The organism is Janthinobacterium glycogeni, from assembly GCF_051380725.1.
GTDB lineage: Bacteria > Pseudomonadota > Gammaproteobacteria > Burkholderiales > Burkholderiaceae_D > Janthinobacterium.
The window spans coordinates 246,038-272,486 of sequence record NZ_JBNYXP010000009.1; the positions used below are offsets into that span (position 1 = coordinate 246,038).

The 26,449-nt window shown below is 61.5% G+C and carries 18 protein-coding genes and 3 tRNA genes; 14 read left to right on the forward strand and 7 right to left on the reverse strand.

Features of this window, described 5'->3' with window-relative positions:
- The first annotated feature begins 75 nt into the window (after positions 1-75).
- Positions 76-158, forward strand: a tRNA-Leu gene (locus ACQ4W4_RS21130).
- 59 nt (positions 159-217) lie between these two features.
- Here ACQ4W4_RS21130 and ACQ4W4_RS21135 read toward each other — a convergent pair.
- Positions 218-1,789, reverse strand: coding sequence for a hypothetical protein (locus ACQ4W4_RS21135; RefSeq protein ID WP_436543624.1), 1,572 nt, complete (start codon positions 1,787-1,789; stop codon positions 218-220).
- Positions 1,752-1,934 (reverse strand): hypothetical protein, encoded by a 183-nt coding sequence (locus ACQ4W4_RS21140; protein WP_326456171.1) that lies wholly within the window; start codon positions 1,932-1,934, stop codon positions 1,752-1,754. Before ACQ4W4_RS21140 ends, ACQ4W4_RS21135 begins: the two co-directional genes overlap by 38 nt.
- A gap of 599 nt (positions 1,935-2,533) precedes the next feature.
- Here ACQ4W4_RS21140 and tig point away from each other — a divergent pair.
- The 8 genes from tig to ACQ4W4_RS21180 all read left to right on the forward strand — a co-directional run bounded on the left by tig (position 2,534) and on the right by ACQ4W4_RS21180 (position 11,842).
- Positions 2,534-3,874 (forward strand): trigger factor, encoded by a 1,341-nt coding sequence (gene tig, locus ACQ4W4_RS21145; RefSeq protein WP_046685568.1) that lies wholly within the window; start codon positions 2,534-2,536, stop codon positions 3,872-3,874.
- 84 nt (positions 3,875-3,958) lie between these two features.
- Complete coding sequence (clpP, locus tag ACQ4W4_RS21150; protein WP_369811567.1) at positions 3,959-4,576, forward strand: ATP-dependent Clp endopeptidase proteolytic subunit ClpP; 618 nt, start codon at positions 3,959-3,961, stop codon at positions 4,574-4,576.
- Positions 4,577-4,776: 200 nt separating this feature from the next.
- Positions 4,777-6,045, forward strand: a complete 1,269-nt coding sequence (gene clpX / locus ACQ4W4_RS21155; RefSeq protein ID WP_076568804.1) for an ATP-dependent Clp protease ATP-binding subunit ClpX — start codon at positions 4,777-4,779, stop codon at positions 6,043-6,045.
- A 276-nt stretch (positions 6,046-6,321) separates the two neighbouring features.
- Positions 6,322-8,733 carry an endopeptidase La gene (gene lon / locus ACQ4W4_RS21160; protein WP_034787304.1) on the forward strand — a complete coding sequence of 804 codons (2,412 nt, stop codon included), beginning with the start codon at positions 6,322-6,324 and terminating at the stop codon, positions 8,731-8,733.
- A 204-nt stretch (positions 8,734-8,937) separates the two neighbouring features.
- Entirely contained in the window at positions 8,938-9,210 is a 273-nt protein-coding gene (locus ACQ4W4_RS21165; RefSeq protein WP_010398442.1) for an HU family DNA-binding protein, read from the forward strand.
- A gap of 125 nt (positions 9,211-9,335) precedes the next feature.
- Positions 9,336-9,412: transfer RNA gene (locus tag ACQ4W4_RS21170), tRNA-Asp, on the forward strand.
- 17 nt (positions 9,413-9,429) lie between these two features.
- Positions 9,430-9,506: transfer RNA gene (locus ACQ4W4_RS21175), tRNA-Asp, on the forward strand.
- A gap of 410 nt (positions 9,507-9,916) precedes the next feature.
- Positions 9,917-11,842 (forward strand): SurA N-terminal domain-containing protein, encoded by a 1,926-nt coding sequence (locus ACQ4W4_RS21180; RefSeq protein WP_436543625.1) that lies wholly within the window; start codon positions 9,917-9,919, stop codon positions 11,840-11,842.
- A 69-nt stretch (positions 11,843-11,911) separates the two neighbouring features.
- On the opposite strand, the gene ACQ4W4_RS21185 is transcribed toward ACQ4W4_RS21180, so the two are convergent.
- The gene (locus ACQ4W4_RS21185) at positions 11,912-12,601 is read right to left on the reverse strand and encodes an arylesterase (RefSeq protein WP_436543626.1); all 690 of its coding nucleotides are present in this window, start codon (positions 12,599-12,601) and stop codon (positions 11,912-11,914) included.
- On the opposite strand from ACQ4W4_RS21185, the gene ACQ4W4_RS21190 reads away from it, so the two are divergent.
- Positions 12,600-13,361, forward strand: coding sequence for an ABC transporter ATP-binding protein (locus ACQ4W4_RS21190; RefSeq protein ID WP_436543627.1), 762 nt, complete (start codon positions 12,600-12,602; stop codon positions 13,359-13,361). The genes ACQ4W4_RS21185 and ACQ4W4_RS21190 overlap by 2 nt on opposite strands.
- Before the next feature lie 119 nt (positions 13,362-13,480).
- On the opposite strand, the gene ACQ4W4_RS21195 is transcribed toward ACQ4W4_RS21190, so the two are convergent.
- The gene (locus ACQ4W4_RS21195) at positions 13,481-15,034 is read right to left on the reverse strand and encodes an NAD(P)H-hydrate dehydratase (protein ID WP_436543628.1); all 1,554 of its coding nucleotides are present in this window, start codon (positions 15,032-15,034) and stop codon (positions 13,481-13,483) included.
- Between the two features lie 141 nt (positions 15,035-15,175).
- Here ACQ4W4_RS21195 and ACQ4W4_RS21200 point away from each other — a divergent pair, with 141 nt between their 5' ends.
- On the forward strand, positions 15,176-18,748 hold the full coding sequence (locus ACQ4W4_RS21200; RefSeq protein WP_436543629.1) for a hydantoinase B/oxoprolinase family protein: 3,573 nt from the start codon (positions 15,176-15,178) through the stop codon (positions 18,746-18,748).
- Here ACQ4W4_RS21200 and ACQ4W4_RS21205 read toward each other — a convergent pair.
- Complete coding sequence (locus ACQ4W4_RS21205) at positions 18,730-19,683, reverse strand: AraC family transcriptional regulator (RefSeq protein WP_436543630.1); 954 nt, start codon at positions 19,681-19,683, stop codon at positions 18,730-18,732. The two genes, ACQ4W4_RS21200 and ACQ4W4_RS21205, sit on opposite strands and share 19 nt — an antisense overlap.
- Positions 19,684-19,861: 178 nt before the next feature.
- Here ACQ4W4_RS21205 and ACQ4W4_RS21210 point away from each other — a divergent pair, with 178 nt between their 5' ends.
- The 3 genes from ACQ4W4_RS21210 to ACQ4W4_RS21220 all read left to right on the forward strand — a co-directional run bounded on the left by ACQ4W4_RS21210 (position 19,862) and on the right by ACQ4W4_RS21220 (position 24,280).
- Positions 19,862-20,908, forward strand: a complete 1,047-nt coding sequence (locus ACQ4W4_RS21210) for an NAD(P)-dependent alcohol dehydrogenase (RefSeq protein ID WP_436543631.1) — start codon at positions 19,862-19,864, stop codon at positions 20,906-20,908.
- Between the two features lie 298 nt (positions 20,909-21,206).
- Entirely contained in the window at positions 21,207-23,633 is a 2,427-nt protein-coding gene (locus ACQ4W4_RS21215) for a membrane-bound PQQ-dependent dehydrogenase, glucose/quinate/shikimate family (protein WP_436543632.1), read from the forward strand.
- A gap of 11 nt (positions 23,634-23,644) precedes the next feature.
- Positions 23,645-24,280: a TetR/AcrR family transcriptional regulator gene (locus ACQ4W4_RS21220; RefSeq protein WP_436543633.1), complete on the forward strand. Its 636-nt coding sequence runs from the start codon at positions 23,645-23,647 to the stop codon at positions 24,278-24,280.
- Between the two features lie 627 nt (positions 24,281-24,907).
- Here the strand turns inward: ACQ4W4_RS21220 and ACQ4W4_RS21225 are convergent.
- Both ACQ4W4_RS21225 and ACQ4W4_RS21230 read right to left on the reverse strand, forming a co-directional pair.
- Positions 24,908-25,348: a hypothetical protein gene (locus tag ACQ4W4_RS21225; RefSeq protein ID WP_436543634.1), complete on the reverse strand. Its 441-nt coding sequence runs from the start codon at positions 25,346-25,348 to the stop codon at positions 24,908-24,910.
- Positions 25,349-25,716: 368 nt separating this feature from the next.
- On the reverse strand, positions 25,717-26,148 hold the full coding sequence (locus tag ACQ4W4_RS21230) for a hypothetical protein (RefSeq protein ID WP_436543635.1): 432 nt from the start codon (positions 26,146-26,148) through the stop codon (positions 25,717-25,719).
- Positions 26,149-26,449: the final 301 nt, after the last annotated feature.

The following is a 26,449-nucleotide window of genomic DNA, read 5'->3' on the forward strand; positions in this document are numbered from 1 at the left end:
GTAGCCAGATCGCTCCCGAGTTGTTAAAATCAGGGGTGGCAGCAAAGTGGTATGTACAAGCTGCGTACAAAAGATGCGGATGTGGTGGAATTGGTAGACACGCTGGTCTTAGAAGCCAGTGCTTCGGCTTGGGAGTTCGAGTCTCCCCATCCGCACCAATCCGGGTTGTTCCAGCCCGGAAGTGCAGCACCATCAAGATATTCTCCAAAGCAGACAATTAAGCGAGTGCGCCCAGTGCGGCCAGTTGCTGGCTCGACTGTTGCACCATCTGCGCAATCAGTGCCTGCGCCTGCGGGTAGCCGCTTCTCTCCATTAATTTATCATCTTCAGTCAGCGGCCAAAGTGCCTGCAAGACGCGCTGCCGTGCCTGCGGCCAGTTGTACTCCAGCGCATGTGTAGACTGCGGCGCTTCCTTATCCAGCAGGTACAGCGCCTCGTGCGTCATCGCCATCTCTTGCTGCGCCTGGGCGGCCAGCGTGTCGCTGCGGGGTGGCGGCTGCCGCGCGAGGAAAGTATCAAGCTTGCGGCTCTGGCGGTCGTACAGGTCGAGCAGCAAGTGCAGGGTGGCGCCGCTGGGCCGCCGTTGCGTGTCGAGCGTGTCGAGCACGTCGAGCAGCCAGTGCGTCATCTGTCGCCCGGCCAGCCCCAGTTCCTGCCAGCTTGTGCTTTGCAATTGCTCGCCCAGGTAGCGGGCGCGGTCGATGGCGCGCCGGCTGCCGCTCATGTGCTGGCCGATGGGGCCGTACTGGGGCGAAAGCAGCGTTTCCTGCCGCTCGGCTAGCAGGCACAGCAAGGCCAGCTGGACATACACGTGAAAGGCGGCCAAGGTGCGGTGGGCATCCCAATAGTGATTGCCCTCGCTATCGGGGGCATTCCACAACGAACAGACCTTGGCGCCGTCGTCGCGCGCATAGTCGGGCGCCAGCAGGCTGTGGCCGTGGCGGAAGTCGTATAGTTTCTGGTGCAGCGACTCGTGCAGCAAGTGCTCGGCCAGCCACCAGGGGTTGCCAATCAGTTCCTGGTTCAGAAACACGCTGCCATTGACGCGAAATTGCGAGCTGGACGCCTTGCCGCGCCACGTGCCCAGCTTGGGAAACAGGGCGATTAACTGGACATGGGACAGCGCGCTGGCCGTCAGGCGGGGCAGCAGGGTTTTCAGTAAGCCCAGCCCGCGGCGCAGCAGAGCCCGTTCCTGCGGCGTAGGGGTGGCCAGCGGCGCGCCGTAGTTATCCTCCATCACGGCAAGAAAAGCGCGCGCATACGGCGTGCCTTCCTGCCAGGCGTGCCATATGTAGGTGTCACATTCGGTGTTCGCTTCATCCATGGTGCGCGCTTCGTGCAAGCGTGCCATGGGCTGCAGATGCGCCACCAGCGGGCCGCCGGGCAGGCCCGCGTCCAGGTGCTCGCCGGCCGCCTGGAACAGCGCCGCGCATTGCGGCAGGGGCAGTCCGTACTCGTCGCCCAAGTGCAGCTGGCGCATGGCGTGCTGGACGGCGCAGCGCAGCACCGTGTCGCCCAGCAGCTGGCGCTGGCGCGCGGGTGGCGCTCCAGCGAGCAGGCCAGCCAGCCGCGCGGCTTCGGGTAGGGTGGCGCCCAGCTTGTGCAGGCGCCGCCGGTAGGCGACGGCCAGCTGGTCGCGGATATAGCCGCTGTCGCCAAAGGCGCGGTGCGTCGCCAGCGCCGTTTCCACGGCGGTCAGCACATCCGCATCCGGTGGTGCGGCTCGCAGGGTAGGCGCAGCCACTGCCGGGTCAGGCGACGGTGGGGTGGTCGTGGTCGTGGTGGCCATCTCCCTTCATGCGCAATTCCATTTCATCGACTTCCGTCTGGATTTTTTGCAGGTCGTCGTCCGTGACGCCGTCGAGCAGGCGGCTGAGGACCATTTGCAGCTTGGCTTTGGCGTTGCTGGAACTGCCGGGTGCGCTATCGCTCATGATGTTTTCTCCTTTAAATTCACTTGGAGAGGGCGCGCGCGGCTTAGGTTTGCCTGAAAAATGGCCAAATTGAGGTAAATCAAAGGTTTTTTGGCCGAAATCTTCGCCAGGAGCGCATTTCTTTGTTTCGGACGGGGCGCCAGTTCGCATATACTAATGAACGAAGCAGGCTGGAAAGCCTGTCTCTGGCGAAATAAAGAATGCCGGGGCAAGAGTAAAGACAGGGCCATCCAGGCTGTAGCGATTCGTTCGCCGCCGCCGGTATCCTCTGTGGCCGGGCTGCAAAGCCAGCCACTTTCCCGAAGTCCTTTGTTATAATGCCACGCTTTACCGAATGATGGCCGGCCCTGCATTGACTTAGAAGCAGGGCTGGACGCTCGGAGCCCTGTCGCAGTACTGGAAGCGGCGGATTGTTTGGTGCCTGGTGCGGGTTTTCCCTCTGCCGGGTAGACCAGGTCCATCGTCCTGTTTTCAGTGCTTTTACAGATGAATATGCGAGCGAGTGAAGCTGGGCCCATGTCTTGCCGCCAGTGATGGCGCAAGGGGTCGGGTCTTCTTTTCTCGCACCAACAGTGTTTATTTTTTGGACGATTTTTTACATGGCAACTGCAGTCGAAACCTTGGGCAAACTCGAACGTCGTATCACGATCTCCTTCCCGCTGACGGACGTCCGCACGGAAGTTGAGAAGCGCCTGAAAGTGCAAGCCCGTACGGCTAAGGCACCGGGCTTCCGTCCGGGCAAAGTGCCGTTGAAAATGGTCGCAGCACAATACGGCTACCAAATTGAATCCGAAGTGCTGAATGACAAAGTCGGCCGCGCGTTCAACGACGCCGCCAACGAAAACAATCTGCGCGTGGCCGGTTTCCCGAACATCGTGCCGAAAGAAGAAGCAGCCGAAGGCCAGCTGGCTTTCGACGCCACGTTCGAAGTGTATCCGGAAGTCGCCATCGGCGACCTGACGGCCGTTGAAATCGAAACCGTGCAAGCCGACGTGTCGGAAGCCGAAATCGACAAGACCATCGACATCCTGCGCAAGCAGCGCGTGCACTTCCACACCAAGGGTGAAGCTGGCGAACACGGCGACGGCGGTGAGGCTATCGCTGCCAACGGCGACCGCGTGACCGTCGACTTCGTCGGCTCGATCGACGGCGTTGAATTCCCAGGCGGCAAAGCTGAAGGCTACGCTTTCGTGCTGGGCGAAGGCCGCATGCTGCCGGAATTCGAAGCAGCGACGCTGGGCCTGAAAGTGGGCGAGTCCAAGACTTTCCCATTGTCGTTCCCAGAGGACTACCATGGTAAAGACGTTGCCGGCAAAACCGCTTCGTTCACCATCACGCTGCAAAAGCTGGAATGGGCGCACCTGCCGGAAGTCGATGCCGAATTCGCCAAGTCCCTGGGCGTTGCCGACGGCGACCTGGCCAAAATGCGCGAAGACATCAAAGTCAACCTGCAGCGCGAAGTCGCTGGCCGCGTGAAAGCACGCAACAAGGAAGCCGTCATGGACGCGCTGATCAAAGTTGCTGAGCTGGAAGTGCCAAAAACGCTGATCGCTCAGGATTCCGAGCGCCTGGCCGAAATGACCCGCCAGGACATGGCGCAGCGCGGCATGAACGTCAAGGACGTGCCTTTCCCAGCAGAATTGTTCGCTGAAAAAGCCGAGCGTCGCGTACGCCTGGGCCTGATCCTGTCGCAACTGGTGGGCGACAACAACCTGCAGGCGACGCCTGAGCAAGTCAAGGCGCAAATCGAAGATTTCGCCCAAAGCTACGAAGATCCGCGCGAAGTGCTGAAGTACTACTACAGCGACCGTCGTCGTCTGGGTGAGATCGAAGCCCTTGTATTGGAAGAAAACGTCGTCACTTACGTGTTGGGCCTGTCGAAAGTCACGACGAAAGCAGTTGCTTTCGACGAACTGATGGGAAGCAACGCACAAGCGTAAACCAGTTGGTATCCGGATGCCATGATTGCTGAAAAGTACTGATGGCTTCCTCTAACTGCTTCACAAGGAAATGAAATGACAGGTATGAACCGTAATCCGGCGCTGGACACAGAGATGCTCGGCCTGGTGCCGATGGTGGTGGAACAAAGCGGTCGCGGCGAGCGCTCGTATGATATTTACTCGCGCCTGCTGAAGGAACGCTTGATTTTCATGGTCGGCCCGGTCAATGACCAGATGGCCAACCTGGTTGTCGCCCAGCTGCTGTTCCTGGAAAGCGAAAATCCGGAAAAGGAAATCTCGCTCTACATCAACTCGCCAGGTGGTTCGGTTTCGGCCGGCATGGCCATCTACGACACCATGCAGTTCATCAAGCCGGACGTCTCGACCCTGTGCACGGGCATGGCCGCTTCGATGGGCGCTTTCCTGCTGGCCGCTGGCGCCAAGGGCAAGCGTTTCTCGCTGCCGAACTCGCGCATCATGATTCACCAGCCGTCCGGTGGTTCGCAAGGCATGGCGTCCGACATCGAGATCCAGGCGAAGGAAATCCTTTACCTGCGCACCCGCTTGAACGGCATCATGGCCGAGCGCACGGGCCAGACGATCGAACAGATCGCCAAGGACACCGACCGCGACCGTTTCATGTCCGCCGACGAGGCCGTTGAGTATGGCTTGATCGACAAAGTGTTGACCAGCCGCGCTTGATGAGCCCCTACCGGTATTGCTAAGCATGTAAGTAAACGCCCGGGCGATCAAACGTTCGGGCGTTTCGCTTTTATTTCGGGTAGCATGGAGCTTGTGCACGTTGTTGACTTGCGCCATGGGGAGTTGCCTTTGCGGGCAGCCACCATCATCCGGCTTGCGATTTTGCAATATTGTTAATGCAGTTCCAACCAAAATGCCTTATGTCAGACAAAAAATCCTCTAGCGGCGAAAAATTACTGTATTGCTCGTTCTGCGGCAAAAGCCAGCACGAGGTGAAAAAACTCATCGCCGGCCCGTCCGTGTTCATTTGCGACGAGTGCATCGACCTGTGCAACGACATCATCCGTGATGAAACGTCGAGCATCGAGACGGTGACCGGTACCAAATCCGACCTGCCGACGCCGCAAGAAATTGCCGCCTTGCTCGATCAGTACGTGATCGGCCAGCAGACTGCCAAGCGCATCCTGTCGGTGGCGGTGTACAACCATTACAAGCGCCTCAAGCACCTGGGCAAGAAAGACGACATCGAACTGGCCAAGAGCAACATCTTGCTGGTCGGTCCTACCGGCTCGGGCAAGACCCTGCTGGCACAGACCCTGGCGCGCATGCTCAACGTGCCGTTCGTGATCGCTGACGCCACGACCCTGACCGAAGCCGGTTACGTGGGCGAGGACGTGGAAAACATCATCCAGAAGCTGCTGCAAAGCTGCAACTATGACGTCGAGAAAGCCCAGCGCGGCATCGTCTACATCGATGAAATCGACAAGATTTCGCGCAAGTCCGACAATCCGTCCATCACGCGCGACGTGTCGGGCGAGGGCGTGCAGCAAGCCTTGTTGAAACTCATCGAAGGCACGATGGCTTCCGTGCCGCCACAGGGCGGCCGCAAGCATCCGAATCAGGATTTCGTGCAGATCGACACGACCAACATCATGTTCATCTGCGGCGGCGCCTTTGACGGCCTGTCGAAAGTGATCGCCAACCGTTCCGAAAAGAGCGGCATCGGCTTCTCGGCCACGGTGCGCAGCAAGTCGCAAAGCTCGGCCAGCGAACTGATGTTGCAAGCGGAACCGGAAGATCTGGTCAAGTTCGGCCTGATCCCGGAACTGGTCGGCCGTCTGCCCGTCATCGCCACCCTGGCGGAATTGACGGAAGAGGCGCTGATCCAGATCCTCGTCGAGCCGAAGAATGCGCTGATCAAGCAGTATTCGAAGCTGCTCGAGATGGAAGGCGCGGAACTGGAGATTCGTCCGGCCGCCCTGCATGCGATCGCCAGGAAGGCGCTGGCGCGCAAGACCGGCGCCCGTGGCCTGCGTTCCATCCTGGAACATGCTTTGCTGGACGTCATGTACGAACTGCCGAGCGAACAAAATGTGGTGAAGGTCGTCATCGACGAAAATACCATCACCAGCGGCGCCAAACCTTTGTTGATTTATCAAGAGACTGCCAAGGCCTCCGGAGAAAATTGATTACTGCTGAGACAAATGCATAAAAAGGGTTTTGATTCCTTAATGCATGGCAGTACAATTTAAATCAATGAGTGCAGGCTTCAATCGGAAAGCCACTCGCGGCGCTTAGCTGCGCGTGGCTTTTTTACTGTGAAAAGTGCATTTATTACCGTCATGCGGGTGTGTTTTGCGAAATAGACAGAAAAATGTTTGTTTCACAGAATTATTTATTCTCGCCGGTCTTGTGTTTTGGCAGCGAGCGCCAACATCGTAAACACGCTTTCTATAAGGTACGCCATGACAACTTCCAAATTAACTGAGCAAACTCAACTGCCGTTATTGCCGTTGCGGGATGTCGTCGTTTTCCCGCATATGGTGATACCGCTGTTCGTTGGCCGTCCAAAGTCGATCAAGGCGCTGGAAGCTGCGATGGAGCAGGGCAAGAGCATCATGCTTGCCGCTCAAAAAGCAGCCGCGAAGGACGAGCCGTCTCCTTCGGATATCTATGAAATTGGCTGTGTCGCCAATATTCTGCAAATGCTGAAGCTGCCCGATGGCACCGTCAAGGTGCTGGTCGAAGGCGCGCAGCGTGCCCGTATCAACCACATCAGCGATGCGCCGACGCACTTTATCGCCGACCTGACGCCGCTCGAGTCCGAGCCGGGCGACGAGTCGGAAGTCGAAGCCATGCGCCGCGCGATCGTGCAGCAGTTCGACCAGTACGTCAAACTGAACAAAAAGATTCCGCCGGAAATCCTCGCTTCGCTGTCGGGCATCGACGATGCCGGCCGTCTGGCCGACACGGTGGCCGCGCATCTGCCGCTGAAGCTGGAGCAAAAGCAAGTCATCCTGGAAATTTTCAGCGTGGCCAAGCGCCTCGAGCACCTGCTGGGCCAACTCGAAGGCGAGCTCGACATCCTGCAGGTGGAAAAGCGCATCCGTGGCCGCGTCAAGCGCCAGATGGAAAAGTCGCAGCGCGAGTACTACCTGAACGAGCAAGTCAAGGCGATCCAGAAAGAACTGGGCGAGGGCGAAGATGGCGCCGACCTCGACGAGCTGGAGAAAAAAGTCGCTTCGGCCAAGATGCCGAAGGAAGCGCTCGACAAAGCCACCAACGAGCTGAAAAAACTCAAGCTGATGTCGCCGATGTCGGCCGAAGCCACCGTCGTGCGCAACTACATCGACACCCTCGTCAACTTGCCATGGAAAAAGAAATCCAAGGTCAATAACGACCTGGCGAATGCGGAAAAAGTGCTCGAGGGCGACCACTACGGCCTCGACAAGGTCAAGGAACGTATCCTGGAATACCTCGCGGTGCAACAGCGCGTCGACAAGCTCAAGGCGCCTATCCTGTGCTTCGTCGGTCCTCCGGGCGTGGGCAAGACTTCGCTGGGCCAGTCCATCGCCCGCGCGACGAACCGCAAGTTCGTGCGCATGGCCCTGGGCGGCGTGCGTGACGAAGCCGAGATCCGCGGCCACCGCCGTACCTACATCGGCTCGATGCCGGGCAAGATCCTGCAATCGCTGTCGAAAGTCGGCGTGCGCAATCCCCTGTTCCTGCTCGATGAAGTCGACAAGATGGGCGCCGATTTCCGTGGCGATCCTTCGTCGGCCCTGCTGGAAGTGCTCGATCCGGAACAGAACCACACGTTCTCCGACCATTACATCGAAGTCGATTTCGACCTCTCCGACGTGATGTTCGTGGCCACGTCGAACTCGTACAACATTCCGCCAGCGTTGCTCGACCGCATGGAAGTGATCCGTCTGTCCGGTTACACGGAAGATGAAAAGACCAGCATCGCGCAGCGTTATCTGCTGCCGAAGCAGATCAAGAACAATGGCTTGAAGGAAGAGGAAATCTCGGTGGCCGAGTCGGCCTTGCGCGACATCATCCGCTACTACACGCGGGAAGCCGGTGTGCGTTCGCTCGAGCGTGAAGTGTCGAAGATCTGCCGCAAGGTGGTCAAGATGCTGCTGCTGAAGAAATCCGACAAGAAAGTCATCGTCAACTCGAAGAACCTGGATAAATTCCTTGGCGTGCGCCGCTATGATTTCGGCGTCGCGGAGAAAGAAAACCAGGTGGGCCAGGTGGTCGGTCTGGCATGGACGGAAGTGGGCGGCGATCTGCTGACCATCGAAGCCGTGTCGATGCCGGGCAAGGGCGGCATCATCCGCACGGGCACCCTGGGCGACGTCATGAAGGAGTCGATCGAGGCAGCCCGCACGGTGGTGCGCAGCCGGGCACAGCGCCTGGGCATCAAGGCGGACGTGTTCGAGAAGAGCGACATCCACATCCACGTGCCGGAAGGCGCGACACCGAAGGACGGTCCTTCGGCTGGCGCGGCCATGACGGTGGCGATGGTGTCGGTCTTCACGGGCATCCCCGTGCGCGCCGACGTGGCGATGACGGGCGAGATCACCTTGCGCGGCGAAGTATTGCCGATCGGCGGCCTGAAGGAAAAGCTGCTGGCGGCCCATCGCGGCGGCATCAAGACGGTCTTGATTCCAGAGCAAAACGTGAAAGACCTGGCCGACATTCCGGACAACGTCAAGAACAAGCTGGAGATCGTACCGGTGCGCTGGATCGACAAAGTGCTGGAAATCGCCCTCGAACGCATGCCTGAAGCGTTGGCGGACGTCGCTGCGGTGGAGGCTGTCACGGCCGCCGCGGCCAAGCCTGACGCGGCCGGCGAGGTAGTAAAACACTAACGTTTTACCCCTGTTTTCCCCAAACAAGCGCTTTTAGAGCGCTTGTTTTATATTGAAACGTGAATTGCGCCCCCAAAGCGCTTGACACATATACAGTGTGGCTTGTTTAATACGCCTGCACATTTTTTTCGCCGGACAGCTGTGGTGCCAAAAGTGCCGCAACGATACGGTAAACGTTTTATACCTTTGTAATTGGGGATGCTAGTGAACAAGACTGAATTGATCGACCACATTGCTGAAAAAGCTGACATTTCCAAAGCCGCCGCTGCGCGCGCACTCGACGCTGTTATCGGCGGCGTGACGGAAACTTTGAAAAACAACGACAGCGTAACGCTGGTTGGTTTTGGCACTTTCTCGGTCAGCGAACGCGCTGAACGTACCGGCCGCAATCCGCGTACCAAAGAAGCGATCACGATCGAAGCAGCAAAAGTTCCAAAATTTAAAGCTGGTAAAGCTTTGAAGGATGCTGTAAACTAACGGACTTCGGTGAGGTGACAATCACCGGAAACATTTGGCGGCGCCTCCGGGTGCCGCGATTTCAGGGTTGAAGTTCTGCGAATGACGATCCTGAAAACAAATGCCAGCAGTACTGTGTATTTTTCGGAGTGGTAGTTCAGTTGGTTAGAATGCCGGCCTGTCACGTCGGAGGTCGCGGGTTCGAGTCCCGTCCGCTCCGCCAAAAAAATACGCTCTTAAGGAGTGGTAGTTCAGTTGGTTAGAATACCGGCCTGTCACGTCGGGGGTCGCGGGTTCGAGTCCCGTCCGCTCCGCCAGAATATAGAAGCCCGCGCTGCTGAATAAGTAGCGCGGGTTTTTCTTTTTCAGCGCCAGATTATCTCGGTGCGCCTGTTTTTAAAATCCCATCGTGCCGTTTTGAATAAAAACGCCTGCGTTTAAATCCGCTTTAAGCTGCGTCGGGTTAAATGCCCGAGCCTGGCGCCTTGGCGCGCGCGCGGCGCCAGGGCGGGGGGGGCGCCCTGATTTACCCTTGCTATAGCGCTATGGGCATTGTAGAATCAGGAGATAATGGCTTGGGCGTCAGAATCCTGCTTTAGTTCCAGCGCCAAGTTGTTGAATCTAAAGGGGAAGTGGACATCTGTCCCGTCCATTCCGCCGAAGAAATCAAGGCGAACGCATGTTCGCCTTTTTTTATAGTGATCCACTCATCCCGAATTGGCTGACCATGTTTGAATTTATTCGTACCCATCGACGCTTGATGCAGTTTCTTCTGATGCTGGTCATCGTCCCGTCTTTTGCACTGGTCGGTATCAGCGGCTACCAAAGCTTCGGCGATGGCGCGAACACCATCGCCAAGGTCGGCGACCAGGTCGTTACGCAGCAGCAATATGAAGAAGCGCAACGCCAGCAGATCGACCGCTACCGCCAGATGATGGGCGAGCAGTTCGACCAGAAAATGTTTGACACGCCGGAAGCCCGCAAGAGCATCCTCGACAACCTGATCGCCGAGCGCGCCGTGGCCGCCGAAGTGGGCCGTAGCCACCTGGTCATCAGCGATGCCGTGCTGCAAAAGGAAGTACTGGAAATCCCGGGCTTGACCTTGCCGGACGGCAAATTCGACCTGGAACGCTACAAGTCCATGCTGGCTGCCCAAGGCATGACGCCGCAGATGTATGATGCGCGCCGCCGCAGCGACCTGGCCCTGCAGCAACTGGCCGGCGCCGTGCAAGGCACCGCCTTCGCGCCGAACACCGTCTCCAAGCGCCTGTCCGACATCACCTCGGAAGAGCGTGAAGTGCAGGAACTGCTGTTGCCGATCGCCCAGTACGTGCCGGAAGTCAAGGTAACGGACGCCATGATCAAGGCTTTCTATGACAAGAACAGCAAGTTCTTCGAAATCCCGGAACAAGCCAAGGTCGAATACGTCGTGCTCGACGACAGCGCTGCGGGCGAGCAAGTCGACGTCACCGACGCCGACGTGACCGCCTACTATGCGAAGAACCAGAAAGCCTACACGACGCCAGAAGCGCGTCAGGCCAGCCACATCCTGGTCGCCGTCAAGAAAGACGCATCGGCCGCCGACAAGGCAGCCGCCAAGGCCAAGGCCGAAGCCATCCTGGCCGATGTGCGCAAGGCGCCTGCCAGCTTCGCCGCCGTGGCGAAAGCCAAGTCGGAAGACCCGGCGTCGGCGGAGCAGGGCGGCGACCTGGGCGTGATCGGCAAGGATGGTTTGCCAACACCGCTGCTGAACGCCGTATCGAAACTCAAGCAAGGCGAAATCAGCGATGTCGTCGCTTCCGATTTCGGCTACCACATCCTGACCGTTACCTCGCTCAAGCCACAACACGTGCGTGCGCTCGACGAAGTGCGCGGCGAAATCACGGCCGACCTGCGCAAGCAGTTTGCTGCCAAGAAATACTCGGAAATGGCGGAAACGTTCACCAACACGGTCTACGAGCAATCGGACAGCCTGAAGCCGGTGGCCGACAAGCTGAAGCTGAAAGTGGAAACCGTTGCCAACCTGTCGCGCACGCCGTCGCCGGCACTGGGCAAGGCGCCGTTCAACAACGCCAAGTTCCTCACCGCCATCTTCTCGAACGACTCGCTGAAAGACAAGCGCAACACGGAAGCCGTCACCGTCGCGCCGAACGTGCTGATCGCCGGCCGCGTGGTGGAATTCAAGCCCGCCTCGAAGCGTCCGCTGGCCGATGTCGAAGCGATGATCCGTCAGCGCGTGACCATGGAAGAAGCGGAAAAGCTGGCCAAGAAAGCGGGCGAGACCAAGCTGGCCGCCTTGAAGGCGTCGGGTGATGCGACGGGCTTCGGCGCGGCGCAATGGGTGTCGCGCAGCAAGCTCGACGGCATCAACCGTGCCGCCATCGCGCAAGTCATGAAAGCGGACACGAGCAAGCTGCCAGCCTACGTGGGCGTGGACTTGCCAGCCTTGGGCTACGGCATCTACCGCATCGCCAAGGTGCAGCAGCCGGCGCAAGTGGATGCGGCGCGCCATCAGCAAGAGAAAGACCAGATTGGCGGCATCCTGGCACAACAGGAAATGTTCGATTACGTCGAGTACCTGAAAGCCAAGGCCAAGGTGAAGATCGTCAAGCCGGTTGCCGCCCCAGCCGCCGCAGCACCGGAAGCGCCGTAAGATTTAGTTTCCACGCATAAAAATAGCCGCTCTTGAGCGGCTATTTTTTTGTCTGCGGAATCGACGGACTTACTTGGCTTTCAGCAACGGCGCCAGTTGCGGCCAGATGTTTTTCAAAATCGTCGGATGCGCCTGCGCATTCGGATGCATGCGGTCGGCCTGGAACAGCTGCGGCTGGTCGGCGATGCCTTCGAACATGAAGGGGACCAAAGGCGCCTTCCATTCCTTTGCCAGCTTGCCGTACACGCCATAGAACTGCTCGCCGTAGGCGCGGCCATAGTTGGGCGGCATGCGCATGCCCACCAGCACCACTTGCGCGCCCGATTTTTTGGCCGCGTCTCCCATGGCGCGCAGATTCGCTTCGGCGGCCGCCACGGGCAAGCCACGCAAGCCGTCGTTGGCGCCCAGTTCAATCAGCACGACGTCGGGCTGGTGCTTGGCCAGCAGGGCGGGCAGGCGCGCGCGGCCGCCGCTGGTGGTCTCGCCGCTGATGCTGGCGTTGACGATGCGCGTGTCGTTCTTTTGCGCTTGCAGCCGCTGTTCCAGCAGCGCCACCCAGCCAGTACCGCGCGCCAGCCCGTACTCGGCCGACAGGCTGTCGCCAAGCACCAGCAGCGTTTTTGGTGCAGAATAGGCGTTCGTCATACCTGACACCAGGAGCAGGGCTGCCGCAGGAAGCAAGGACAGGGTGCGCCGCCGCAGGCGGTTGCTGCCCTCGACACTTATTTGTTCACGAAATTTTTTAAGATAGATCAGCATGCCCGAATTCCCTAAAGCGACTTCCACCAGTTTTCTCCCTTCAGAAGCAGCAGCCCGGCGGCCCGCCGCACTTAACAGTCAAAACAGCCAAAATGCCCGGCCGGCCATCGAAGTGGTCCAGCTGGCCAAGCGCGTACCCGATGCCGATGGCGAGCTGACCATCCTGCATCAAGTCGATTTTACCGTGCAAACGGCCGAGACGCTGGCCATCGTCGGCGCCTCCGGTTCCGGCAAGTCCACCTTGCTCGGTTTGCTGGCCGGCCTGGACACGCCCAGCGAGGGCAAGGTCATGCTGGACGGTACCGATATCTTTGCCCTGGACGAAGACGGCCGCGCCGGTTTTCGCAAGGAAAAGCTCGGTTTTGTGTTCCAGTCCTTCCAGCTGCTGGCCCATCTGACGGCGCTGGAAAACGTCATGCTGCCGCTGGAATTGCGCGGCGACCCGGACGCGAAAGAGAAGGCGCAAGCGATGCTGGGCAGGGTGAACCTGGGCAGCCGCCTGAAACACTATCCGAAATACCTGTCCGGCGGCGAGCAGCAGCGCGTGGCGCTGGCCCGTGCCTTCGTCACGGAACCGCCGCTGCTGTTCGCCGACGAACCGACGGGCAGCCTGGACGCGGCCACGGGCGAAGCCGTGATCCAGCTGATGTTCGAGCTGAACCGCGAACGGGGTTCGACCCTGGTGCTCGTCACCCATGACAGTTCCATTGCGGCGCGTTGCGGCCGCACCATCACGATTGCGGCGGGCAGGCTGGTGTGATTGGTGCTGCTGATTGTCGGATTACGCGCTGCGCGCTAATCCGACCTACTTGCTGGTTTAATGGGGTCCGCCGTAGGTTGGATTAGCGCAGCGTAATCCAACACCACCGCACCGCATACCTATGCCGACAAGGCATTGATCAACTTGCGTATCGCCGGGATCAATTCCCCCGCCGTCAAGCCGATCGGGCCGCTGCCTGCCGTTGCCAGCGCATCCGCCGCCGCGCCGTGCAGCCAGACGGCGCCAAGCGCCGCTTCCCATTCAGGCCAGCCCTGGGCCAGCAGGCTGCCGCACAGGCCGGACAATACATCGCCCGTGCCGGCCGTCGCCAGCGCGGGGCCGCCCGTGTTGTTGACGACCACTTGGCCATCGGGCGCGGCGATCACCGTGCCCGACCCTTTCAATACGACGATGACGCCCAGTTGCGCCGCCAGCTGGCGCGCCGCCCCCAGGCGGTCGGCCTGTACTTCGGCCACCGTCATGTCGAGCAGCCGCGCCGCTTCCAGCGGATGCGGCGTCAAGATCGTCGCCCCCGCGCCCGTGCGCACGGCCAGCGCCGATTGCAGTTCCGGCTCGGCCGCCATCAGGTTCAGGGCGTCCGCGTCCAGCAGCAGCGGGCTGTCGCTGTCAATGGCACGCTGCAGCAGTTCCACCGTATCGGCGTCGTCGCCCAGGCCGGGGCCGGCCACCAGCGCGGCAAAGTGCAGGCCCGAAAAATCCACGTCCTGGGCGCGGCGGCACATCAGCTCAGGCTGGCCGCTGTCGAAGGCGGGCGGCGCATCGGGAAACGCGACATACACTCTTCCCGCGCCCGCATGCAGGGCCGTGCGGGCCGCCAGGATGGGCGCGCCGGCCATGCCTTGCGCGCCGCCGATGACGGCCACGCTGCCGTAGCTGCCCTTGTGCGTATTCTGCCGGCGCGGCTGCAACTGGCGCGCGAACAGGTGCAGGCCGCCCAGCTGGGCCCTGGCAGGCGGCAGCAGGGAAGGGTCGATGGCCAGGCTTGCCACTTCCACCTCGCCCGCGTAGTCGCGGCCGTTCGCCGTGTGCAGGCCCGGCTTGTCGCCGATGAAGGTGAGCGTATGCGTGGCGCGGATGGCGACGCCGTCGACGGCGCCCGTGTCCGCATGCAGGCCGCTGGGCACGTCGAGGGCCAGCACGGGGCAATCGAGCTTGTTGACCAGCTGCGCCATGTCGCGGCATTCGCCGTCCAGAGGGCGCGACGCGCCGATGCCGAACAGGCCATCGATGACCAGGTGCCATGGCGCCGCGCCCACGGCGGCCGAGGCCATGGACGTCGCCGCATCCATGCAGCGCGCGGCGCTGTTGCGCGCGCGGCTCAGCGCCTGTTCGCGTTCGGGCGACGTGGCCGATGCTTCGGGCGCCAGCCAGACGAGCACTTCAAGGCCGCTGGCGGCCAGGTGCGCGGCCGCTTCCAGCGCATCGCCGCCATTGTCGCCGGGGCCGGCCAGCACCAGCACGCGCCGGTGGCCCGGGCTGTCGCCATCTTCCTGGGCGTGCAGCAGCTTCAGGGCGGCACTGGCGGCGGCCTGGCCCGCGCGCTGCATCAGCAGCCCTTGCGGCAGGTCGCGCATGGCCGCTTGTTCGATGGCGCGCAGTTCGGCGATGGAGTACAGCGCGAGGGTGTTACCGGCAGAGTCGATCAGGGTCATGGAGTGTTCCGTTAGTCAGCATGTCTTCAACATAAGGCCGAAGCGGGCGAAAGGCAAGGCGCGCACGCCTGAAACGCGTCCCTGTTTGGCGGCTACAATAGCCATCTCAATAGGATCACACTCAGGCACGGGGGCAGGGCGATGGACTGGCAATTCTGGATCGACCGGGGCGGCACCTTTACGGACATCGTGGCGCGCCGTCCTGACGGCAGCCTGGCCACGCATAAACTGCTGTCGGAGAACCCGGGCCAGTACCGCGACGCGGCGCTGGCCGGCATGCGCCAGCTGATGGGCCTTGCGCCCGGCGCGCCCCTGCCCGTGGAGCAGGTGGGCGCCATCAAGATGGGCACGACGGTGGCGACCAACGCGCTGCTCGAACGCAAGGGCGAGCCCACCGTGCTGGCCATCACGCGCGGTTTTCGCGACGCCTTGCGCATCGCCTACCAGAACCGCCCGCAGCTGTTTGCGCGCCGGATCATCCTGCCCGAACTGCTGTACGGCGACGTGATCGAGATCGATGAACGCCTGGGCGCCCATGGCGACGTGGTGACGCCGCTCGACGAGTCGGCCGCGCGTACGGCGCTGGCACACGCGCATGCGCGCGGCGCGCGCGCCATCGCCATCGTGCTGATGCACGGCTACCGCCATCACGCGCACGAGGCGCGGGTGGCGCAGCTGGCGCGCGAGGCCGGTTTTACGCAAGTGTCCGTGTCGCATGAGGTCAGCCCCATGATGAAGCTGGTGGCGCGCGGCGACACCACGGTGGTTGACGCCTACCTGTCGCCGATCCTGCGCCGCTATGTCGACCAGCTGGCGATGGAGCTGCCCGGCGTGCACCTGCAATTCATGCAGTCGAACGGCGGCTTGACGGATGCGCGCGCCTTCCAGGGCAAGGACAGCATCTTGTCCGGTCCCGCCGGCGGCATCGTCGGCATGGTGCGGGCCAGCGCGTTGGCCGGCTTCGACAAGGTCATCGGCTTCGACATGGGCGGCACGTCCACCGACGTGTCGCATTATGCGGGCGAGTTCGAGCGCGTGTTCGAGACGCAGATCGCCGGCGTGCGCATGCGCGCGCCCATGATGAGCATCCACACGGTGGCGGCGGGCGGCGGTTCCATCCTGCATTTCGACGGCGCCCGCTACAAGGTGGGGCCGGACAGCGCGGGCGCCAATCCCGGCCCTGCCAGCTACCGGCGCGGCGGTCCGCTGGCCGTCACCGACTGCAACGTCATGCTGGGCAAGCTGCAGCCCGATTTCTTTCCCCGCGTCTTCGGCCCCGACGCCAATGAGGCGCTGGATGCGGCCACGGTGCGCGCCCAGTTCGAAGCGCTGGCGCGCACGGTCAATTCGACGCCGGAGCAGGTGGCCGAAGGCTATGTCGCCATCGCCGTGGGTAATATGGCCAACGCCATCAAGCAGATTTCCGTGCAGCGCGGCCACGACGTCACGGAATACACCCTGACCAGCTTTGGCGGCGCGGGCGGCCAGCACGCCTGCCTGGTGGCCGACGCGCTGGGCATGCGCACGGTCTTCATCCATACCCTGGCGGGCGTGATGTCGGCCTACGGCATGGGCCTGGCCGACCAGAGCGCCATGCGCGAACAGGCCGTCGAGGCGGCCTTGGGCGCGGACCTGGCCGCCGATTTCGCGGCGCTGGGCGACCTGGCGCGGGGCGACTTGCTGCGCCAGGGCGTGGCAGGGGAGCGCATCGCGCTGGTGTCGCGCGTGCACCTGCGCTACGAAGGCACGGATACGGCCCTCGTCGTGCTGTTCGATGCGGCCGCCGGCATGCAGGCGCAGTTCGAAGCGGCGTACAAGAAACGCTTTTCCTTCCTGATGCCGGCGCGCGCGCTGATCGTCGAAGCCATTTCCGTGGAAGCCATCGGCGCGTCCGATGCGCCGCAGCCAGCCGCGCCGGTCCACGCGGCGCGCGCGGGCGCGCTGGCGCCGCTGCGCACGGTGCAGATCTACTGCGCCGGGGCGTGGCGCGACAGCGCCCTGTATGGAGCGGACAGCCTGCGTCCCGGCGACGCCATCGATGGCCCGGCCATCGTCAGCGACGCCAACGCCACCACCGTCATCGAACCGGGCTGGCGCGCCGACGTCACGGCGCATGGCCATTTGATCTTGCGCAGGACCGTCGCCTTGCCCGGGCGTGTCACGATCGGAACGCAGGCCGATCCCGTGATGCTGGAAATGTTCAACAACCTGTTCATGTCGATTGCCGAGCAGATGGGCTTGCGCCTGCAAAATACGGCCCATTCCGTCAACATCAAGGAGCGGCTGGACTTCAGCTGCGCCATCTTCGATGCGCAAGGCCAGCTGATCGCCAATGCGCCGCACATGCCCGTGCACCTGGGGTCCATGGGCGAGAGCATCCGCACCGTCATGACGCGCAATGCGGGCGCCATGCGGCCCGGCGACGTCTTCATGCTGAACGACCCGTATCACGGCGGCACGCACCTGCCCGACGTGACGGTCATTTCGCCCGTGTTCGACGAGGAGAGCGAGGCCATCCTGTTCTACGTGGGCTCGCGCGGCCACCATGCGGACATCGGCGGCACCACGCCCGGCTCCATGCCGCCCGACTCCACGCGCATCGAGGAAGAGGGCGTGTTGATCGACAATTTCAAGCTGGTCGACGGTGCCACCGGGCTGATGCGCGAAGCGGAAACCCTGGCCCTGCTGGCGGGGGCCGGCTGGCCCGCCCGCAATCCCCGGCAAAACCTGGCCGACCTGCGCGCCCAGGTGGCGGCCAACCGGAAGGGGGCCGAGGAACTGCATAACATGGTCGCGCATTTCGGTTTGCCGGTCGTGCAAGCCTACATGGGCCACGTGCAGGACAACGCCGAGGAAGCCGTGCGCCGGGTCATCACAACCCTGAAGGATGGCGGCTATGCGCTGGAGCTGGACAACGGCGCGCGCATCCAGGTGGCGATCAAGGTCGACGTGGCCGGGCGCAGCGCGACCATCGACTTCACCGGCACGTCCGCCCAGTTGCCAAACAACTTCAACGCGCCGTCTGCCGTCTGCATGGCGGCCGTGCTGTACGTGTTCCGCACCCTGGTCGACGACGAGATTCCGCTCAATGCGGGCTGCCTGAAACCCTTGACCGTGATCATCCCGCCTGGTTCCATGCTCAACCCGCAGTATCCGGCCTCCGTCGTCTCGGGCAACGTGGAAACCTCGACCTGCATCACCAACGCCTTGTATGGCGCGCTGGGGGCGATGGCTGCCTCGCAGGGGACGATGAACAATTTCACGTTCGGCAGCGAGAAATACCAGTATTACGAGACGATATCGGGCGGCTCGGGCGCCGGTCCCGGCTTCGACGGCACGGACGTGGTGCAGACGAACATGACCAATTCGCGCCTGACGGATCCGGAAATCCTCGAGTGGCGCTTCCCCGTGCGTCTCGACAGCTACGGCATCCGCGCCGGTTCCGGCGGCGCGGGGCGCTGGCACGGCGGCAATGGCGGCGTGCGCCGGGTGCGCTTCCTGGAGCCGATGACGGCGGCCATCCTGTCGAACAACCGGATCATTCCGCCGTTCGGCATGAATGGCGGCGCGCCGGGCGCGCTGGGGCGCAACTACGTGGAACGGGCCGATGGCAGCGTCGAACACCTGGCGCATATCGGCAAGACCGCCATGCAGCCAGACGACGTGTTCGTGATCGAGACGCCGGGCGGCGGCGGTTACGGCAAGACGGAATAGGCCATGTCAGTACTGGCGCCGGCGCCGCTCAGCTGCGCGCGCACCTGGCCCACGTCGCGCATGGGCGCGCGGCCGAACTGGCGGCTGTATTCGCGGCTGAACTGCGATTCGCTGGCGTAGCCGACCCGGTAGCCGGCCGTGCCAGCGTCGATTTGCTCGACCAGCATCAGGCGCCGCGCTTCCTGCAGCCGCAGCAGCTTCTGGTACTGCATCGGCGTCATGGCGGTAATCGCCTTGAAGTGGTGGTGCAGCGAGGACATGCTCATGTTCGCCATGCCGGCCAGGTGCGCGATGCGCAGCGGCTGCGCGTAGTGGTGCTTGATCCAGTCGATGGCTTGCGCCACCTGGTGCGACTGGCTGCTGGCCAGCGCCATGTGGCGCAGGCGCGCGCCGACGGGACCGTTCAGCAGGCGGTAGGTCAGTTCGCGGCGGATCAAGGGCGCCAGCGCGGCGATTTCCCCCGGCTTGTCGAGCAGGCGCACGAGGCGCAGCATGGCGTCGAGCAGCTCGGGCGAGACGTCGCTGACGGAAATGCCGCGCGTGGCGGGCAGGATTTTCTGCTGTGCGGTGCCAGTTGCGCCGCTTTCGCTGTCGAGCAGCGCCGCCACGTCGGCGATGTCGATGCCCAGCACCACGCACAGGTGCGGCTGGTCCTCGCTCGCTTCCACCACGCGCACCTGTACCGGCAGGTCGACGGACGTCAGCAGGTACTGCATGCGGCTGTAGTGGAAGGTTTCACTGCCCAATGTGACGTCCTTCGCCCCTTGCGCGATGATGGCCACGCTGGGGCGCGCCGCATGGAACAGCGATTCGGTGACGGACGACTGGCGGTGAAACGTCAGGTGGCCGATGGCCGTCGTGAAGTCGCCCGTGCGCGGCGCATGGCGGCTGATCAGGACGGCGATTTCATCTTGCGGAGTGATTGGCGTGGGCATGGAGGTCAGTATGCGTGAGGCGAGGGAGGGCAGGGGATGATCTTACGCAGATTTGGAGGATCGTGCAAAGGTCTTGCAGGATCGCGGTAACGGCGGGCCGGCATCTCGGGCACACTTGTGCAATCGCATGCTTGGCACGCGCCCCCCTCGTCACACACATACAGATACAGGAGTTTTCATGACCACCATCGCCAAAGGCTACGCCGCACTGGGCCCGACCTCCGCACTGCAACCGTTCACGTTCGAGCGCCGCGCCCCGCGCGCAGACGACGTGGCCATCTCGATCAAATACTGCGGCGTGTGCCATTCCGACATCCACCAGGCGCGCGACGAATGGGGCGGCGCCGCCTTCCCCATGGTGCCCGGCCATGAAATCGCCGGCGTTGTCACGGCCGTCGGCGCCAATGTGAGCAAGTTCAAGGTGGGCGACCACGTGGGCGTGGGCTGCTTCGTCGACTCGTGCACCACCTGCAAGACGCGCAACGTGGACCTGGAACAGTACATGCCTGGCCTGATCCAGACCTACAACGGCGTCGAAGCGGATGGCAAGACGGCCACGCAGGGCGGCTACTCGGACAGCATCGTCGTCAAGGAAGGCTATGTGCTGTCGATTCCCGACAACCTGCCGCTGGACGCGGCCGCGCCGCTGCTGTGCGCCGGCATCACGCTGTACTCGCCGCTGAACCACTGGAAGGCCGGTCCCGGCAAGCAGGTCGCGATCCTGGGCATGGGAGGCCTGGGCCACATGGGCGTGAAGATCGCCCACGCCATGGGCGCCGAAGTGACGGTGCTGAGCCAGACCCTGTCGAAGCGCGAAGACGGCCTGCGCCTGGGCGCCGACCACTACTACGCCACCAACGACGCGGAAACGTTCAGCAAACTGGCCGGCACGTTTGATTTGATCATCTGCACCGTGGGCGCGGCCATCGACTGGAACCAGTACATCAACCTGCTGAAAGTCGATGGCAACATGGTCATCGTCGGCATCCCGGACGGCGCCGTGCCGCCGATCAGCGCCTTCGGCCTGGTGGGCGCGCGCCGCAGCCTGTCGGGCTCCATGATCGGCTCGATCAAGGAAACCCAGGAAATGCTGGATTTCTGCGGCAAGCACAATATCGTGTCGGACATCGAGATCATCCGCATCCAGGATATCAATGAGGCGTTCGAGCGCGTCGTGAAAAGCGATGTCAGATATCGTTTTGTGATTGATATGTCATCGCTGTAACACCCGGTGCACCTGTGTTTGTTGGATTACGCGCTTTGCGCTAATCCAACCTACGCATTAAACCCGGCCAAGTCCGGTAGGTCGGGTAGGTCGGATTAGCGCGCAAGCGCGTAATCCGACAATCCCACCAAATCATCGCATCCCCGCCAAAAATCAAGCTCCCGCGTCAATTTTTCTTTCCTTGTATCAAAAATCGGCATAAAATGAAACCGTACAGTACAGTTTCACTACGTAGATTTAAAAAAAACAGCCATCCCCGGCGTGCTTGCCTGGGCAGGGGAGGCGTCATGGATAAAAAATGGACACTTCAGTAAATAAAGGCGCGCCGGCGATCCCGGCGGTCTTCAGGGGCAAGCGGCTTGCCCTGACGGTTTTTGGCGTTTTTCTCGGCTTTTCCGGCCTGGCCCTGGCGGCCGGTGGCATCGAACTCATCACCCTTGGCGGTTCCTGGTACTACCTGCTGGCCGGCCTGGGCCTCATCCTCGCCGGCGTGCTATATCTGCGCCGCAAACCGCTGGCCAGTGCCGTCATCGCCGTGCTGCTCGGCGCGACACTGATCTGGGCCGTATGGGAAATCGGCTTTGCCTTCTGGCCCATGGTGCCGCGCCTGGCGCCGCTCCTCGTCATCGGCCTGGCGGCCGCCTTGCTGCATCCGTGGCTGGCCGGGCGTGCTCACGGTGGCCAGTCGCGCGGTTTCGCCGCGCTGTTCGCCGTCGTGCTGGCGGCCGGTTTCGCTGCCATGTTCAAGCCGCATGGCGTGACGGATGCCACCGTGCAGCCGCGGCAGGATGCCGTGGCGGCCGTCAACGACGGCAGCGCCAACTGGACGCATTACGGCTATGGACCGTCGGGCACGCGCTTCGCACCGTACACGCAGATCGACAGGCAGAACGTCGACAAGCTGCAAGTGGCGTGGACCTACCGCTCGGGCGAGCTGGCCGAAGGCGCATCCGAATCGCAGAACACGCCGCTGCAGATCGGCGACACCATCTACACGTGCACGCCGACGAGCAAGGTCATCGCGCTCGACGCGGACACGGGCAAGGAGCGCTGGACCTTCGACCCGAAGCCGGCCAACACCAAGACGTGGAACCGCTGCCGCGGCGTCGGCTACTACGAGCCGGCCAAGGTGACAAAACCATTTCATTTCGACGGCATGCAGGCGGCCAGCGCATCTGCGGCGGGCGCCTGCGCCAAGCGCATCGTGCAGGTGACCATGGATGCGCGCCTGATCGAGATCGACGCGCAGACGGGCAAGCAGTGCGAGGGCTTCGGCGACAAGGGCTCCGTCGACCTCACCGTCGGTCTGGGCAGGGTGAAGATGAACGTGCCGTATTACGCCTACACGTCCGCGCCCACGGTGGCGCGCAACCTGATCATCCTTGGCGGCTGGGTCTTCGACGGCCGCTCCACCGATGAACCGTCGGGCGTCGTGCGCGCCTACAGCGCCGACACGGGGGAACTGGTGTGGGCCTGGGACCTGGGCAATCCGGCCATCACCAAGCTGCCGCCGGAAGGGCAGAACTACACGCGCAGCACGCCGAACATGTGGTCGGCGCCCGCGTTCGACGATGCGCTGGGCCTGGTCTACCTGCCGACGGGGAACGAGCAGCCCGATTTCTGGGGCGGCAAGCGCCCGCCGCTGACAGAGAAGTATTCGTCGGCCATCGTCGCCCTCGACATGGCCACGGGCCGCGAACGCTGGACGTATCAAACCGTTCACCATGATATCTGGGATTACGACGTGGCCGCGCAGCCAGCCCTGTACGACGTCCCGGACGGCAAAGGTGGAAAAATACCCGCGCTGGTACAGCTGACCAAGCGGGGCCAGATCTTCATGCTGGACCGCCGCACGGGCAAACCGTTAGCGGACGTGGTGGAAAAAGCCGTGCCGCAGGAGCACGCGGCCGGCGACTGGGTGGCAAAAACGCAGCCATATTCCACCGGCATGCCGGCCCTCGGTGCGGAAACGCTGACGGAGCGCGACATGTGGGGCGCCACCTTCTTCGACCAGCTGGCTTGCCGCATCAGCTTCCGCAAGCTCAATTACAAAGGGGAGTTCACGGCGCCGAGCACGAAAGAGACCTTGATCTACCCGGGCTACTACGGTGGCTTCAACTGGGGCGGCGCGGCCGTCGATGAAAGCAATGGCTATCTGTTCGTCAACGATATCCGCATGCCGCAAGTGGTGAAACTGGTGCCGCGCGAGACGGTGGACGTGGCCAAGCTGACGTCGGGCCATGGCGTGGGCAGCACCTATCCGATGGATGGCACGCCCTTCGTCATCGATCACAAGGCCTTCAATTCGCCGCTGGGCATCCCTTGCCAAAGCCCGCCATGGGGCGTGTTCGCCGCCATCGATCTGAAAACGCGCACGAAAGTGTGGGAGCGTCCGGCCGGCACGGTGCAGGACGCCGTCATCAACGGCGTGCGTGCGCGCCTGCCCATCCCGCTGGGCATGCCCACGCTGGGCGGCGGCTTGAGCACGGCGTCGGGCCTCGTGTTCTATGCGGGCACGCAGGATTACTGTCTGCGCGCCATGGATATCGCCACGGGACGTGAAGTGTGGAAGGCGCGCATGCCCGTCGGCTCGCAAGGCACGCCGATGACGTATGTGTCGCCCAGGTCGGGCCGCCAGTACGTGGTCGTGGTCGCGGGCGGCGCCCGCCAGAGCCCGGACCGGGGAGATTACGTGATAGCATACGCGCTTCCCAAGACACAGTAAGAGTTTGCTTCATGCCCCAGTTGCGCACCGTTCCAGCTTCCCCCGGTACCCGAAGCGAGGAGCGGCGGCGCAAGCTGCTGGTGGCGGCGGCGGACCTGTTCCTCGCCTCCGGCTACGACGGCGTCAGCATGGACGCCATCGTGGCTGCGGCGGGCGGCTCGAAAGCCACCGCCTACCGCTATTTCGGCAGCAAGCAGGAGCTGCTGGTGGCGGTGGTCGAGTACCTGTGCGCCGACTTCATCATCGCGCTGCGCCGGCTCGATACGTCGCAAGCGGGCCTGGAGCAGGGCTTACAGCTGATCCTCGATGAGCTGGTGGCCGTCGTCACTAGCCCCCGCCACGTAGACTTTTATCGCCTCGTCGTCACGGGCGCGGCCGCCGTGCCGGCCGTGGGCCAGACGTGGTACGAGCACGGCCCGCAAGTGTGGCACGCACTGATCTTGCGCCTGCTGGAACAGCAGCGCGCCCAGGGCCGCATCGCGCCCGACGCCTCGCTGTCCAACCTGCCGCAGATCCTGTTCGACGCCGTCTTCTCGCACCTGACCACGCGCACCGTCATGCTGGGGCAGGGCGGCAATGCGGCCACGTTCCGGCCCTTGATTGCGGAGTTGATCGAGCTGGTGGTGGCGCGGGTGGAGCGCAGGTAAGCGGCGAAAAGAGACTTGAGTCCATCGGGCAGCATGCTGCTGTAGCCATAGCATCACGCCTGCCAGGAACCCGCCGGTCATCCTGTCGTTGACTGCCGTGTACGTCAGCTATCGCCCCGGAGCGGTTCTTCAACTGCTGAGTAAAGACGTGATTTCTCGCCACCTGATACTGTGCGGGAGCTCATTACCGTGCAAGAACGCGATGAAATATTGAGTAACCAGCGGAGCTGATAGCCATTCGTCGGCTCGAAGCCTTACCTGGCCGCCGCTGAAGGCGAGGATAGTACCATCTGGATGTATGCCGCTCGGCGTCTCAAGATACGCGCGGAAGTGCTTTCCATCAACTACAGTCCGTTTTTCAAGTAGGCAGGTTAGGCCACCTCCTGCCACTTGAAGATAATTCCCAAGCTCATCTGTCAACGACGCAAAAGATGATGGGCCATATGAGCGCAACTTCGCAATCTGTGAACTTACTTGAGCAGCTGTTGGGTCTTGTTTCGGCTGCTTTTTCTCGACTTCGAATAACACATCATGTCCTTGGAAAACTAGCGGATGAAAATGACTGCTCCTGGCCGGAGGCTGCCTAAAAGGCATCACCTAAGCATAGCGGAAGAGCAGCGTCTCACTTTACAAGCGCCCGTCGTTAGTATCATGGATCGACGTACTCGGAAGCAGAAGCCTTGCCCCCCTCATTGGCGCACCAAACCGTAACACGGCGCCTGACGTTGACAGCACCACAACCCAGCCGCCCTTGATTGTTATTTGATCAAATGGATTGGATTGATCCGAAACAAACGTCCAAACAGGTTCATGATTTTGCAGCGATTCCAAAACGACTACGCCGATTGAGCCGTGTTCCATAGCCTCTCCGCATTTAACTATGTACTGTCCACCATACAGCTCTTCTTGCGCCAGAATCGCGACATTGAGCCAACCGCCAGGCTCCTGTTTTTCATGTACTCTGGCCATCCAGGTTTCGTGCACTTCGTAGATGTCACCGTTGCTGCACATGAGACCATTGTAGCTTCGCACCTCCTGGTTCCTCCACTTTATTGCCATCACTGTCATTGATTCCATATTTAGAAACGGGCGACTGCACGCCCTGAATTAAACAACATCTACTCTATCGAACGGCTGCTCTTGCAGTAGTTAGCCTCGCTGAAAGTATCCCAGAAAAATTCGACGCAAAATCGACTTGAGTTCAGAATCGTTGAAGACGATTGTGTTCTTGCCCGTAAAGGCAGACAAGAAGCAGCGCATGCCTATTCAACGTCCGCTCCTGGCCTATTGTGTTGAAAAACGCGGGTACGTTGACGTTAAGATAGAAATTCTGCCAGCCTAGACTGGCCAGAACTGCCGCTGTTGAACGATTACGTTTGACACTTCCCGAAATTCTTGCCGCTCGACTTCTTCAACACAATAGGCCGGAACCGGCATCACAGTTTCTGATACAGAAATGTTGGACACGTTCCCGCCCCATCTTTGCTAAATTTAATCACCTGAGTCAGCACCGCGGCGACCTCATGATACTCGGTCAGCGGCAATACCTTGTCTTGGTCGGTATCACGCTCACAAGACAAGACAGCGTTGGATTCGTAGCGCAGAACATGCAATAACGCTTGCAAAAACATATCTGGGTTTGGCCAAAGATATGCGCGATTACGGTCAAGTGTAGGCAATAGAGCAATCACTTTTCCCTCACCGTCGCCACACTTTACAAGTGTGCCAAGCAAAGTCTCGCCCACATAGCAAAGCAATTCGTCAGTCTCTCCGAAGGACGTGACAAACGGTTTTATCGAAATAGTTTCTACTTGCGCCGGAATGCGTAGCCAAAATGAATCCGGTGAGAATGCGAACGTTGAGGTCATTACAAATCTGGTGAGGTTGACGTAAGGTACTGGCTTTCTGCTTCTGGCCGATTGTGACCATCAAATAATGGATCTTTCCCACAAACTTACGCGCGTCCAGACGTTTCTAGGGAGCCAGCGAGTTTGTAGTAGGTAAGTCCATAAAGTTTCTTTAGTAATGCATCGATCACTTGAAATAGCATGTTGTAGTGGTCAACCCATCCCGGACACTACGTTAAGTTTTTCTTCGGCGACGGCCGGTGCCAGTCCCTGGTTGAACTGATGTGGCCGTATCCAGTTATACCGGTGCATCAGGTAGTGG